General features: G+C 46.1%; 13 protein-coding genes. 5 read left to right on the top strand and 8 right to left on the bottom strand.

Annotated elements, in window-relative coordinates; translation table 11 throughout:
• The first annotated feature begins 502 nt into the window (after nucleotides 1-502).
• Nucleotides 503-658 (top strand): DUF1540 domain-containing protein, encoded by a 156-nt coding sequence (locus WFI24_RS22880; RefSeq protein WP_336764463.1) that lies wholly within the window; start codon nucleotides 503-505, stop codon nucleotides 656-658.
• A gap of 201 nt (nucleotides 659-859) precedes the next feature.
• The gene (locus tag WFI24_RS22875) at nucleotides 860-2,317 is read left to right on the top strand and encodes a 4-hydroxyphenylacetate 3-hydroxylase N-terminal domain-containing protein (protein WP_336764462.1); all 1,458 of its coding nucleotides are present in this window, start codon (nucleotides 860-862) and stop codon (nucleotides 2,315-2,317) included.
• A gap of 24 nt (nucleotides 2,318-2,341) precedes the next feature.
• On the opposite strand, the gene WFI24_RS22870 is transcribed toward WFI24_RS22875, so the two are convergent.
• Genes WFI24_RS22870 through WFI24_RS22860 form a run of 3 tightly spaced genes read right to left on the bottom strand, consistent with a single transcriptional unit; the run spans nucleotide 2,342 to nucleotide 4,224 of the window.
• Nucleotides 2,342-2,908 carry a nitroreductase family protein gene (locus tag WFI24_RS22870; protein ID WP_336764461.1) on the bottom strand — a complete coding sequence of 189 codons (567 nt, stop codon included), beginning with the start codon at nucleotides 2,906-2,908 and terminating at the stop codon, nucleotides 2,342-2,344.
• 51 nt (nucleotides 2,909-2,959) lie between these two features.
• Nucleotides 2,960-3,766 (bottom strand): hypothetical protein, encoded by an 807-nt coding sequence (locus WFI24_RS22865; RefSeq protein WP_336764460.1) that lies wholly within the window; start codon nucleotides 3,764-3,766, stop codon nucleotides 2,960-2,962.
• Between the two features lie 5 nt (nucleotides 3,767-3,771).
• Entirely contained in the window at nucleotides 3,772-4,224 is a 453-nt protein-coding gene (locus tag WFI24_RS22860) for a flavodoxin (protein WP_145322341.1), read from the bottom strand.
• A 225-nt stretch (nucleotides 4,225-4,449) separates the two neighbouring features.
• On the opposite strand from WFI24_RS22860, the gene WFI24_RS22855 reads away from it, so the two are divergent.
• The 3 genes from WFI24_RS22855 to WFI24_RS22845 all read left to right on the top strand — a co-directional run bounded on the left by WFI24_RS22855 (nucleotide 4,450) and on the right by WFI24_RS22845 (nucleotide 6,729).
• The gene (locus WFI24_RS22855; RefSeq protein WP_036613317.1) at nucleotides 4,450-5,313 is read left to right on the top strand and encodes a class I SAM-dependent methyltransferase; all 864 of its coding nucleotides are present in this window, start codon (nucleotides 4,450-4,452) and stop codon (nucleotides 5,311-5,313) included.
• A gap of 2 nt (nucleotides 5,314-5,315) precedes the next feature.
• A complete protein-coding gene (locus WFI24_RS22850; protein ID WP_145322343.1) occupies nucleotides 5,316-6,047 on the top strand; it encodes an RluA family pseudouridine synthase in 732 nt (243 codons plus the stop codon).
• Between the two features lie 337 nt (nucleotides 6,048-6,384).
• Nucleotides 6,385-6,729 (top strand): MGMT family protein, encoded by a 345-nt coding sequence (locus WFI24_RS22845; RefSeq protein ID WP_336764459.1) that lies wholly within the window; start codon nucleotides 6,385-6,387, stop codon nucleotides 6,727-6,729.
• A 111-nt stretch (nucleotides 6,730-6,840) separates the two neighbouring features.
• Here the strand turns inward: WFI24_RS22845 and WFI24_RS22840 are convergent, their stop codons facing one another.
• The 5 genes from WFI24_RS22840 to parE all read right to left on the bottom strand — a co-directional run bounded on the left by WFI24_RS22840 (nucleotide 6,841) and on the right by parE (nucleotide 14,193).
• Nucleotides 6,841-8,352, bottom strand: coding sequence for a DHA2 family efflux MFS transporter permease subunit (locus tag WFI24_RS22840; protein WP_336764458.1), 1,512 nt, complete (start codon nucleotides 8,350-8,352; stop codon nucleotides 6,841-6,843).
• Nucleotides 8,349-8,795: a MarR family winged helix-turn-helix transcriptional regulator gene (locus tag WFI24_RS22835; RefSeq protein WP_036613308.1), complete on the bottom strand. Its 447-nt coding sequence runs from the start codon at nucleotides 8,793-8,795 to the stop codon at nucleotides 8,349-8,351. The genes WFI24_RS22840 and WFI24_RS22835 overlap by 4 nt, the downstream gene beginning before the upstream one ends.
• Nucleotides 8,796-9,068: 273 nt before the next feature.
• Entirely contained in the window at nucleotides 9,069-9,509 is a 441-nt protein-coding gene (locus WFI24_RS22830; protein ID WP_062835119.1) for a MarR family winged helix-turn-helix transcriptional regulator, read from the bottom strand.
• 229 nt (nucleotides 9,510-9,738) lie between these two features.
• The gene (gene gyrA, locus WFI24_RS22825; RefSeq protein WP_336764457.1) at nucleotides 9,739-12,201 is read right to left on the bottom strand and encodes a DNA gyrase subunit A; all 2,463 of its coding nucleotides are present in this window, start codon (nucleotides 12,199-12,201) and stop codon (nucleotides 9,739-9,741) included.
• Between the two features lie 12 nt (nucleotides 12,202-12,213).
• Nucleotides 12,214-14,193 (bottom strand): DNA topoisomerase IV subunit B, encoded by a 1,980-nt coding sequence (parE, locus tag WFI24_RS22820; RefSeq protein ID WP_145322351.1) that lies wholly within the window; start codon nucleotides 14,191-14,193, stop codon nucleotides 12,214-12,216.
• Between the last annotated feature and the right edge of the window lie 28 nt (nucleotides 14,194-14,221).

Below are 14,221 nucleotides of genomic sequence, written 5' to 3'. Positions count from 1 at the left end.
GTTTCAGTCCGTGATTCAAGTTATATAAGTTGAACTAATGAATATTTACACTGACCACTTCGATGACAGAACAACCTTCCGATCGCTGTTATCCCCAGATTTTTTGATTATTTCCTAGAGGGGAAATCCGGGGATAAAGGCGAACGCTCCGCTTCTTCAGGTTCTTTCTGTCCTCTCCGTTTTCGTGTAAATGTTTAGTTCAATTTATATAGAATCAATTAGATTTAATCGTAATTATTACTATTAAATAATAACATACTACCACCTATTTGCAAAGATAACTATAGCAGGGGCACTATATTGCCCTAGAAGGTGGGGTATTTGGTTGCAAGCTTCAAGGAAATTTGCTATTCTAAATATGCATCGTTGTGTATAACGCAAAAAAGCCCTCTAAATTTCATGAGAGCATCAAAATTTTCCAGATTTCGCAAGCGGCAACTTGCTATTTCCGGAATCTTTATACCAACGAATGTAATCCAAATTAAAAGTGAGGTTAACAATCATGGCAAAAGACGTATTGTGTGAAGTTAATTCCTGTCGTCACTGGGCTGATGAAAACAAATGTAACGCTTCTTCGATCTACATCGTAAGCCACATTCCCAAAGATGAAGTTCGTCAGTCTGCTGAAACAGACTGCAAAACTTTCGAAGTGAAATAAGAAATTGCATAAGATTCACTAAAGGAGCCCTTACCGGTTCCTTTTTTCTTTGTCTATTGTAACAAGAATGATAATTATTATCAAGCCCTAATCTGCAAAAATCCTGCACACCTCTTAAATGCACATTGGACAGATCACCCACGTACACTACGTAAGAAGTCAGTCTGCCTATGAACGATTAGAACCAAGAGGTGAATAACAATGCCTGTTAAAAGTGGCTCACAGTATCGCGACCGAATTAATGCCCAGTCCGTCCCCTGCTGGTACAAAGGTAAGCTTATTACTGAAAAACGCTCTGAACATGTTGCATTTGCTGGTTTGATGGATACTCAGATGTACATGTATGATCTGCAATCTGATCCAACATTGGCGGAAACGATGACGTATGCCTCCCCGGCAGACGGCAAACCTGTGGGCATATCTTTCCTGCCTCCAACCAGTGCCGACGACCTTCGTAAACGACGGGAAGGAATGAATGTCTGGGCGAATGTGCATCATGGCTTTCTTGGTCGCTCACCCGACTATATGAATACAGCCATTATGGCCTTTTACACAGGTGCGGATCTCCTGAATGAATTATCTCCCCAGTACGCAGAAAATCTCAAAAATTATTATGCTTACTGCCGTGACCATGATATCACACTATCCCATGCTTTCATTCAGCCACACGCCAGTAAAATCTCAGGACAAATGGATGCTACTGAGGATGCGATTGCTGCAAAGGTCGTAGATCGCACTGAGGAAGGTCTCATCATTAGCGGTGCATTCATGATGGCTACACAAGCTGCAACTTCAGATGAGATTTTTGTCTATCCTTCACCTTCGCCTGCCCCTTTTGATGATGAGAATCCATTTGCCTTTTCCTTCGCTGTCCCGAATGATCTGCCAGGAATCAGTCTGGTATGTAGGGATACCTATGCAGCCGAATCTCACGCCAACTATCCTCTGAGTTCCAGATATGAAGAAATGGACAATATCGTCATCTTTGAGCAGGTTCTTGTTCCGCATGAACGAATATTTTTTGCAGGAAGTGAGGAGATGTCCTCCCGTCTCTTCAGTGGTAGTCATTTTCATATTCATGCAGGCCATCAGGTATTGTGTCGTTATATTGCCAAGACGGAATTTGTTCTCGGTACACTCCAGCTTCTCACAGATACCCTGGATCTGAATACGGAAACACATGTTGTCGAGAAAACCGCGCGTGTGTTCGCAGGTCTTGAATCGTTAAAAGCATTGGCCTTGGCCGCGGAGGCAGGTGCCATACCGGACGGGCGCGGATTTGTGTTACCTGCACCCAAACCATTGATGGCAGCCAATCTCCTTTTCCCGAAACTATATCCTGAAATGATTGAAATCCTGCAACTCTTGGGTTCGAGCGGGGTGATTATGGTCCCTCAGGAAGAAGACTTCCATTCTAACATTGCTCCTTCACTGAATGTATATCTTAAAGGAAACGATATGGCTTCTCACGAACGCAACGCTCTGTTCCGTCTGATCTGGGAGCTTGGGGCAGGTTCATTCGGGGGCAGACAGACCCAGTTCGAACGATTCTTTTTTGGCAATACCATTACGGTATCGAATCGACTGTTCTCCGCCTGCAATAAGGACCAAACGAGTCGTCAGCTCGTTCGTGATTTTCTATCCAACAGCAGCAAATAAGAAAACTTATGGATCATTTTATGTTCATACCAGATGGTCATAGACCGTCATCAGTTCAGAGGCTGGTCGGCTTGCATCCATATCCCGCAATGCAGGCTGGTCTCCGTAACCGATATGAAATACCCCGAGCACCTTCTCTTCACTTGTCAAGCCCATCAGATTCATAAACACAGGATGTTGTTGATAATCATTGATCTTCCAGACGGCGTTCAAGCCCTGTTCCGCAGCCAGGATACTAAATCGTTTGCTCCAGGCTTTGGCGGGTAGCAGATCATCCTCACGAGCATTCGTTGGCGCCACAACAACCAGATGGGCGGGAATCGCTTCCGTGTATTGATATGTAGCCCAATCGCCGTAGCGATCGGCCAGATGGGGTGGGTAACTCTGTCTGACCGCCTCCAGATAAAGCTGCCTTCCTTCGCCTGCGAATAACATAAACCGCCAGGGTTCTGAACTCATGACATATAATGAAGGATCTGCATCATCAAGCAGCTTTCGTATGACTGACTGTGGTACTGGCAACGGACTGAATTCGCAAGCTCCTGTACGTCTCTTGCCGCTGCTTATATCTTGACTTAGACCGGTAGACATGACAACAGCCCTCCTCTATCTGCGTGATATATGGTTATCCTTCGATCGCCTTCACATCAACCATGTTTTCTTCGGTTCGGCGGCATCCGTTTTCCAGCGATCTACCTCTTCGTGAATCCGTGCTTTGTCACGCGTTGTAAACCGCTCCGATTCCACCGCTTCTGCTTGTGGCATACTGTCTCGGATCAAACGAATATAGTCCATGGAACGAATCAAAGATTGGCGTCCAGGGATGTATCTTATTTTGCGTCCTTCCAGCAGGCAATAAATCTCGATCATACCCGGTAATTGACCGAAGGCTTCCCAGCAAAATGCACTGACCATATGCTGAAATGCCTCAACCACATTCGGATCATGGACAACCATATATTTCTGAATAAGCAGTGAATCCCAGCCTTCCGGTTGCCAGGCCGCCTGAAATATCATTGATAAGTGCATGGATAAGGAAGGCAACTCCGTTCTCCACTGTTCAAAAAGAATCGCTGGATGCTTCAGATCATCGTTCATTGCAGCAACGAGCGACAATTCATCCGTAATCTTGTTCTTTACATCCCAGTAATGGAGAACAGATTCGAAACCATTGGTCTTCCTGGGCCACCATTTCTCAAGTAAATATTGTATGGGTACCTCTTTGCGAACATCAGGATCGAGACTGTAAAAAGCATTGACCGCGTGACTCACCGCATATTGTACACGATGCCTCCATTGCAGAGGAGAATGCTGTTCTGACGAAGGTTCAGGGCGGATGAACCGGTGTGGGCTGCGCAGCATCTCTTCCAATCTGTAATCTTCAAGCAGATGTCCAGGAAGGTCATTCCTTCCGACCGGCATCGCTGCCTGAACATTATGTCTTAACATGACCTTTAGGACACCTGTAATCCGGCAGCAGCGAAGCGTTTGCCAAAGTCACGGCACGTATCCTTCTCCTGCTCCAGCGGACTATATTCAATCTTTAACATCTCTGGAGATACCTCCGCCCCACGCTCTTGCAGCTTGGCAGCGGCGAGATCAACCGCTCCGCAGAACTGCTCATAAGAGGTGTCACCACTACCGAACACTGCTGCTCTCTTGCCGCTCAAATCAAGCTCATCCAACTCTTCATAGAAATCAAGGAATTCATCTGGCAACTCCCCGTCCCCCCAAGTGTAGACGCCGATCATGAATCCGTCATAGTCCATTACATCGGATGCATTACAATCCGTAACGGACTTCAGGTCTGCCTCGTGACCTCCCTGTGTAATTCCTTCCACAATCAGTTCTGCAATTTCTTCTGTATTTCCGGTCATGCTTGCATAAGCCACTAACAATTTAGCCATCTATTTTTCCCTCGCTTTAGTTTGATCATGTTAATATTCTCTCCGAAGAAGGAATGAATTTGAATTAACAAAATCATATGTGATAATGATTATCATTGTCAAATTAAATTTTTGGTTATCTTTGTTTTTCAGTATATGGTGCACTCCCGTCCCCCAACTGGCGTACAAGCCCTTTTTTGTTGTACAATAGTATCCAAATGACTTTTGAAGGATGGATAAATCATTATGTACGTAGCTAAGAATTGGAAGGACTATGAAGTAATCGATACAGGAGGCGGCGAGAAACTGGAGCGTTGGGGAGATGTGATTTTACGCAGACCCGATCCACAGATTATCTGGCCCCTTGAGCAAGAGACTAATGAATGGCGTCAGGTGCATGGCCACTACCATCGCAGCTCTTCCGGTGGCGGTAACTGGGATATGAAAAAGCCCATTCCCGAGCGCTGGACGATCGGATACGAAAACCTGAAATTCCACATTAAACCGACCAGCTTCAAGCACACTGGCCTGTTCCCTGAGCAAGCTGCCAACTGGAGCTGGATGATGGATAAAATCTCCAATGCAGGACGTCCTATTTCTGTCTTGAACCTGTTTGCCTATACAGGCGGTGCTACTGTTGCGGCTGCTTATGCCGGTGCTTCGGTGGTTCACGTAGATGCAGCCAAAGGAATGGTTCAATGGGCCAAGGAAAATGTTCAATTATCCGGACTGGCTGATCGCCCTGTTCGTTTTATTACCGATGATGTATTCAAATTTGTACAACGGGAACAACGACGCGGGAATCGTTATGACGCCATTATTATGGACCCTCCTTCTTATGGCCGAGGTCCTAATGGAGAGACTTGGAAGCTGGAAGAGAACCTTTATCCTTTCTTGAAGTCGTGTATGACGATCTTGTCGGATAATCCATTATTCATGCTGGTTAACTCCTACACCACGGGCATCTCTTCCACGGTTCTGCGTAATATGCTGACCATGACGATGTCTGCTCAGTACGGTGGTGAAATTACTGCAGGTGAAATCGGTCTGCCGATCACACGCAGTGGTCTCGATCTGCCTTGTGGCATTTTGGGCCGCTGGGAGTCCTAATCATGTCAGAACATCGGCATGATCACGATGCGATTCCGATTCTGTTCGAAGACAATCATCTGTTAGGTATTACGAAGCCGGTCAATGTACCTACTCAGGAAGATGCATCAGGGGATCCGGATTTGCTTACATTGCTGAAGCAGGATCTGAAAGAACGCTATAACAAGCCCGGCAATGTCTATCTTGGGTTAGTGCACCGACTTGACCGTCCTGTTGGAGGGGCAATGATCTTCGCCAAGACATCCAAAGCCGCTTCAAGATTGTCCGAGACTGTGCGGGGACGTCATTTCCGTAAAATATATGCGGCTGTTGTACATGGCAAGTTGCCTGCACAGCAGGGAACGTTAAAGCACACGTTGCTGAAAGATGCACGTACGAATACCGTTACTGTTGTACCCAAGGGTACGGCTGGCGGTAAGGATGCCGTTCTGGATTATCAGGTCATTGGTGAGACGGACCGATACAGCCTCGTTCATATTGAACTGCACACCGGCAGATCTCATCAGATTCGAGTGCAGATGAAAGAAATCGGCTGCCCGCTGTACGGGGATCAAAAGTACGGCGCAAGCGTGAATAAACCCGGGCAACAGATTGCTCTGTGGTCTGTGATTGCAGCTTTCCCTCATCCAGTTACCAAGGAAGAAGTTATTTTGCAATCTTTGCCTGCAAGAGAATTTCCCTGGGCAGAATGGCCAGACGCTGTGTACCAAAAAGCCTTTGAACAACCTCAATAAGTGCGTGTTCAAAAAGACTGGTTTTCAGTACCGAGAAGATGGGATAAAGGTAGAAATGGAGTAGCGGAGCGTAGGGAAAACTACGTGAGTAACTACAATGTTTCCGAAGGAAACAACCTTCGTAAGCATATGCTTATTCGGCTGAAAGCCATATTCGATGCTGATGATGCCAGTAGGCATCATTCGTAATCAAAAGTGGTTTTTTTGAACAACCTCTATAAGTGCACAGGAGCAGGTCACATCTGTCCATATCACGTGTCGTTCAGATTCTGTATCTGAATGACACGTTTTTTAATATTTCCTGCTATATGCGTAAGATACAGAAAGGAGCCATAAAATGACCCCATTTACCAAACAAGTCGTTGCAATCATCGCGGCGATTCCCGAAGGTAAAGTGATGACTTACGGTCAGATTGCCGCCCACGCTGGAAGTCCAAGAGCCGCGAGACAAGTCGTACGGATTCTACACTCCCTGAGCCGCAAGGAACGGCTTCCCTGGCATCGTGTCGTCAATGCAAAAGGCGAAATCTCCATACAGGATGAACACTCGCGCATGATGCAGGAAACAGAACTTATTAGCGAAGGTGTTGAGTTCCAGATGAACGGAACCATTAATCTCAAACGGTTCGGACATGAACCCGATCCTGTGTTTCTTCTCGATCTATCGGTCCAGCCCGAATAAGACGACTCTCCTCATATTGTGCACACACAAAAAAGAGAACTCAGGCAGTTAGGGGGTATACCCCTTTTCAACTGCTAGAGTTCTCTTTTTTGGTTTTTTATCTGATGTTCGTTATGCTGTAGCCGTCGCTTTTTCCTGTTCTACAGTAACAGGCTCAACAGCTGGTTTTGTTTTCCGAATAAAGAATGCCATGATCAACGCGACCACGGTCATTCCCGTTGCAACGATGAATGCATAGTTTACACCGTAAATGGTTGCATCTGCCGTAGCACGCACCATTGCCGCCTGATCATCTGGATTAACCTGACCCGCAGCCAGTGTCTCTGCCAGATGTGTTTTGAGCTTGCTGCTCATAATGGTAACGAGAATCGCTGTACCGATCGCACCGGCAACTGTACGCAATGTGTTAGACATCGCTGTACCATGCGCGTTCAGACGTTGAGGCAGTTGATTCAGACCTGCTGTCTGGATCGGCATCATCAGCATCGACATACCGAACATACGAGCCGTGTAGATAAACATCATGTAGCCGTACGTAGTATCGATTGCCAGACGACTCAGTCCAAAAGTTGTAATTGCCGTAATGGCAAGACCTGCAACCGAAAGCCAGCGTGCGCCCACTTTGTCAAATATGCGACCTGTAATAGGAGACATAATCCCCATCAATATTGCACCGGGCATCATCAGAAGTCCTGATTCAATTGGTGAGAATCCACGAATGTTTTGCAAGAAAATAGGAAGCAGAATCATACCTGCAAACATCGCCATAGTCACGAGCATATTGATAATCGTTGTTAATGTATACATGTTGTATTTGAAAATACGGAACTCAAGGAGCGGATGATCTGTTGTCAGTTGACGAATAACGAACAGAATCAGGGATATCGCACCTACAACGAGGCATCCAATGACAATTGCACTGCCCCATCCATCGGTACCTGCATCACTGAATCCGTAGAGCAAACTACCAAAACCTAGTGTAGATAAAATAACGCCTGGATAATCCAGTTTGGGTCTGGATTGACGTGTTACGTTTTTAACAAAAGCAATACCAATTGCCGTTGCAATAATAGAGAATGGCAAGATGATGTAGAACAACAATCTCCAGGAATAATGCTCAACCACATAACCTGAAAGTGTAGGCCCAATCGCAGGAGCCAGAATCATCGCGATCCCCATGGTTCCCATGGCCTGACCGCGTTTCTCAATCGGGAAGATGGTCAGGAATACAACGGTCATCAGAGGCATCAGGATACCTGCACCTGCCGCTTGAATGACACGGCCTACCATCAGAATGGTAAAGGTCGGACTAAGACCACAGACTAACGTCCCTATGGTAAATAGAGTCATGGCTGTAATGAAAATTTGACGCGTTGAAAATTTGGCAATCAGATATGCCGTAACCGGAATCAGTACACCGTTCACAAGCATGTAACCCGTGGTTAACCATTGGGCTTTGTTTGCATTGATCGCGAGGTCTTCCATGATTTTAGGAAGTGCTACGTTCATCAGGGTTTGGTTCAGGAATGCCACAAAGGCACCAATTAACAATGCCGCTACAATCGGGCCTTTCTTGATGTTGTCCATCGCTGAGGATGGAGCTGCAGCAGTAGTCGTACTCATATGTTGTTCATCTCTCTTCCTTCTAACTTTTCAATCATTTGACTATGAATTCTAAGTAGGTGCTCAAGGTCTTCCTTCGATATATCCAGAATGGGTGACACTCTTTCCATCCACAAATGGTGCGTCTCCTGCTGGGCCTGTTCCCCTTTGTCCGTAATCTGAAGCTTAACGGATCGGCGGTCAGCATCTGAACGTGTCCGAACGATATACTCGCCTTTGACGAGCCGCTCCACAACAGCGCTCATGGAACTGCTGCCCATATGGCATAGCTCAGCCACTTCGTTGATGCCAATGGAAGGACGCTCCCTCAGGATGGATAACACCATAAACTGGATCGAAGTCAGCTCGATCTCCTTGTTTTCATTCCAAAATGCTCGAAAAAGCATTTGATTCACTTGGCGGAACGAATTGATAATATAGAATACTTCATACGTATCAGTCATTGATTCACCCTTTTACTTTTGGAATATAATATTTCGTACACGAAATATCAGGGGAACAATTATTTATTATAACAAAAATATTTACATAGTCAACTCTTTACATATGAATTCTCCAAAATAAAATTAGGACATACTACATGGTTATATCTCAGCCTGAATCAACTAACCCGGATACAGTGAGTAGCATATGTATTTTGTAAATAAAATAACCATAGGGCTCCTGCACGAAACGAGCAGGCACACCTATGGCTATTCAAAAAAATTAACATTTTATCATACCGAAGTGGATAATGCAGGCTCTTTGGTCTTGGGGGTTGTCATTTTGCCTAACAGATATACCAGCAGTTGTTGATTGTGCATTGAAATGTTACTGAGCACGGAATTCATGAATTCATTACGGATGGTAATTCCCCGCTCTGTCTCCATTCTTCCTTTGTCGGACAGCGATACCCATACAATGCGTCGATCCTGATTATCCCGATTCCTGCGAATCAGGTCGTTCTTCTCCATACGATCGAGCAGCATCGTTACAGCTGCTGGCGTAGTCGCCAGAAAAGGAATCAGATCCGAAGGTTTCATCTTCTGATGATCTTCAAGTACCTCCAGAACAGCCAGCTGAGCCTCCGTTAATGAGGGTGCCAGCTCTTGATCCATATGCAATTTATAATCTTTGGTCAACCTGGACCAGCACTTGGCAAAATCGGAATTATACATCTTCCATCGCTCCTCTCTGCAACCGGTTATCACTTCACCTGCTTAAGTTTTCGCCCTCCAAAGCCGCATTCCTGCTGCCTTTTTTCATTTTCCTAGCGATCGACCGTAATCGACGAAGGTTGTTAAACTTCGCATGGATGTGCTCTTCTAATCCGCCTTTGAACAACAAAAAAAGACTCCTCGCATGACAGGATTAGCTGTTCTGCGAAAAGTCTCGTTTGCTTATTTTTTATGAAGATGATGCTGGTTGATTCTCATTAAAGTCCTTCAGAAGTTCAACGATCTCATCCTGTTTGTCCACATGAACGAGCAGCTTACCAATATGTTTGCGTTCGGTTATTGGTACACCTTCTGAAGATATCGGAACCACTTGACCTTCTTTGGTCATGACGGTGATATTACGTTGCTCTTTGCAATAAAACGCTCCAGCCAAGCGGCTGCCATTCGGCTTCACACGTTTGCCTTCCTTGAACTCGAATGTGGCAAGGCCCTTGCCTCCGCGACTTTGCAGAGCGTAATCCAGGAGCAATGAACGTTTACCATATCCCAGATCGGACAACACAGCAACTTCACCTTCATCTCCTTCTACCCATAGGGCAGATACCACTTCGTCTGAATCTCTTAATTGAATACCACGAACGCCACCAGATACACGTCCCATTGGATTGACTTCATCCTCTCGGAAACGAATCGCCATGGCTTCTTTCGTAATCAACATAATATCTTGTCCGCCTGTACTTAGATGTACAGATAACACTTCATCGTCCTTGCCCACTTTGCACGCCGCAACTGCACCGGAACGCTTGGTAACGTAATCCTTCAATTCCGTTCGTTTCACCTGTCCTCTGCGTGTCACAAAGACCAGACTATGATTTGGCTCTTCGAAGGATTTCACAGCAAGCACACTTGCAATACGGTCATCTTTCGCGAGTGGAATGACGTTCACAATGGCTGTACCTGGATCTTTCCACTTGAACTCAGGCACCTGATGAACAGGTAACAGGAAATACTGACCTTTTCGAGTAAAGACAAGCAGATTCTCAAGCGTATTTACTTCCAGAACCTGAGCGATATAATCGCCCTCTTTTACCCCACTTCCGCTCCGTTCACCACCAGAACGTGTAAAGGACTGCATGCCTGTACGTTTCACGTATCCCTCTTTGGATAATGTGACAAATACATCTTCGGCATTCACAAGTACTTCGAGATTTACCTTGAGTTCTTCCACTTCACCCTGGATCGTAGAACGACGGTCTATGCCGTACTTCTCACGAATCTCCATCAATTCTTTGCGGATGACTCCGATGAGCTTGCGGTCACTATCCAGAATGGATTGTAATTGTGCAATCTTTTTCATCAGTTCACCGAGTTCCTTTTCAAGAGAATTGATCTCCAGATTAGTCAAACGGTACAATTGCAAAGTTAGGATGGAATCTGCTTGGCGTTCGGTGAATCCAAACATCCACATCAGGTTATTTTGAGCATCCTGACGGTTCTTCGACGCTTTGATGGCCGCAATGACCTCATCGAGGATGTTAAGTGCTTTTACCAGGCCCTCGAGTACATGAGCACGGTCTTGCGCCTTCTCCAGCTCAAACCGGGTACGGAATGTCACAACTTCCCGCTGATGGGCAATGTAAGCCTCTAGGATTGATTTCAATCCTAATTGGTGAGGTGCTTTATTCACAATCGCAACCATATTGAAATTATAAGTGACCTGCAGGTCCGTTTTCTTCAGCAAATAAGCCAAAATACCTTGTGCGTCCGCTTCTTTTTTCAGCTCAACCACGATTCGCAGACCTTCACGTCCGCTCTCATCACGCACTTCGGCGATACCTTCAACCTTTTTCTCAAGTCGAATGTTCTCCATCGCTGTAACCAGACGAGACTTCACGACCTGATAAGGGATCTCGGTAATGACGATCTGTTGTTTGCCACCGCGCATGTTTTCAATCTCGGTTTTGGACCGGATATAGATCCGTCCTTTACCTGTGCGATAGGCATCCAGAATACCGTCACCACCCATAATCAATCCGCCTGTCGGAAAATCAGGGCCCTTCATGAACATCATGATCTCATCCAGCTCAATGGACGGCTTTTCCATTACAGCGATGGAAGCATCAATGACTTCACGCAGATTGTGTGTAGGAATCTCCGTTGCAAAGCCCGAGGAAATTCCGCTGACACCATTAACCAGCAAGTTCGGATAACGAGATGGCAATACAACCGGTTCTTTGGCCGTATTATCAAAATTATCCTTAAACAGAACGGTCCGTTTCTCGATATCGCGAAGCATCTCCATCGCGATGGGCGACAAACGGGCCTCCGTATACCGCATTGCCGCTGCCGGGTCATCATCCTGTGATCCCCAGTTACCATGACCATCCACGAGCATATGGCCCATTTTCCATGGTTGTGCCATCCGCACCATACCCTCATAGATCGAGGAGTCACCATGAGGATGATAATTACCCATTACGTCCCCAACGGTTTTGGCAGACTTGCGGTAAGTCTTGTCAGGCGTATTACCTGAATCGTACATGGCATACAAAATACGCCGCTGTACAGGCTTCAACCCATCCCGAACATCCGGAATGGCTCGATCCTGAATAATATATTTGGAGTAGCGACCGAAACGGTCTCCAACGACCTCTTCGAGAAAGGCCGGCATAAATTGTTCTGATGGACTCATTCCAAGCACCTTCTATTCTTCGTACTCTGTAAAGTCGACGTTCTCTACAATCCAGCGTTTACGCGGATCAACCTTATCACCCATGAGCGTAGATACGCGACGTTCTGCTTTTGCTGCATCAACAATCTGTACCTTCAGCATCGCACGTGTTTCCGGATTCATCGTTGTCTCCCACAATTGATCCGGGTTCATTTCACCAAGTCCTTTATAACGTTGAAGCTCAACATTATTTCCAAATTCCTTCATATAATTAGCCAGTTCTTCATCCGTCCATGCATATCGAACTGTCGCAAGCTTACCAGACTTACGCGTAAGTTTGTATAATGGCGGCTGAGCTATATATACTTTGCCTGCATCAATTAATGGCTTCATATAACGATAAAAGAAGGTTAACAACAGTACCTGAATATGTGCACCATCGGTATCAGCATCGGTCATAATGATAATTTTGGAATAATTGCTGTCTTCTACTGCAAATTCGGTTCCAATGCCCGCACCGATCGCCGCTGTAATAGCGCGGTATTCTTCATTTTTGAGAATATCAGCCAGCTTCGATTTTTCCGGATTGAGCGGTTTTCCCTTAAGGGGCAGAATAGCTTGAATCTTCGAGTCGCGTCCCTGTTTGGCAGAACCACCTGCGGAATCTCCTTCGACAATAAATAACTCATTCCGGGTAAAATCCTTCGATTGTGCCGGCGTCAGCTTGCCGTTCAGGTTGGAACTTTCACTGCGCTTTTTGCCTGTACGCATATCATCCCGTGCTTTGCGAGCCGCTTCTCTGGCTCTGGAAGCTTGAACCGCTTTGCGAATTAACGTTTGCGCGACCTGCGGGTTTTCTTCCAGGAACCTTTGAATATTTTCGGACACGACCGAATCCACAGCACTTCGAGCGGAAGCGCTGCCGAGCTGATCCTTTGTCTGACCTACGAACTCAACCTCTGACATTTTGACACTGATGACGGCCATCATGCCTTCACGCAAATCATTGCCTTCGAGGTTTTTATCTTTTTCCTTAATCATACTGGTACGCCGTGCATAATCATTCATCACACGGGTGTATGCAGCCCTGAATCCGGTCTCATGAGTACCGCCACCCCGTGTGGGGATTGAGTTTACGAACGAAGCCAGCGTTTCCGTATAACCTGCGTTATACTGGATCGCTACTTCGACCTCAATGTCATCCTTCTCCGCATAGAAGTGAATGACATCATGCAGTACATCTTTATTTTCGTTAAGAAAAGCAACAAACTGGCTTGCTCCGCCTTCATACATGTATTCGTCCTGATTGCCCGAACGTTCATCCTTGAGCACAATTCTCAGGCCCGAATTCAGAAAAGCAATCTCCTGAAGTCGTTCTGCCAGTGTATCATAATTGAATTGGATACCGTTCTGGAACACCCGAATATCCGGTTTGAATGTAACTTTTGTACCTGTCCGATTGGTATTGCCCAATACTTCGAGACCAGATACCGGTTCTCCGACATGTTCAATCCCTTTTTTGTCTTGCCAATACTCAAATCGTTGACGATGAATCTTGCCATCACGGAAAATCTCGACTTCCAGCCATTCGGACAATGCGTTTGTAACTGACGCACCTACACCATGCAAACCGCCGGATTTTTTGTATCCTGATCCACCGAACTTTCCGCCTGCGTGCAAAATCGTAAACACGACCTGGGGAGTAGGAATCCCTGTTTTATGTATACCAGTCGGAATTCCCCTTCCGTTATCCTGAACCGTAATAGAACCGTCCTTATGCAGCGTGATATCGATTTTGGAGCAGAATTTGGCGAGATGCTCGTCGACAGCGTTATCCACGATCTCCCATACCAAATGATGTAGACCCGAAGTGCTGGTGCTGCCGATGTACATCCCCGGCCGTTTCCGAACCGCTACCAGCCCTTCAAGTACTTGAATGTCGTCCGCGTCGTAGCCTGAAGACCCCTGTCCTCCGCCTGTCGAACCTGCCGACATATCGATTTGCTCGACCATTCATGCTCCCCCTTCTTAACTTGCAACT

It is taken from the genome of Paenibacillus sp. USHLN196 (assembly GCF_037144955.1).
GTDB classification, from domain to species: domain Bacteria; phylum Bacillota; class Bacilli; order Paenibacillales; family Paenibacillaceae; genus Paenibacillus; species Paenibacillus xylanexedens_C.
The sequence above is the reverse complement of the archived record's forward strand: the minus strand, read 5'-3'. Positions and strand labels throughout refer to the sequence as shown.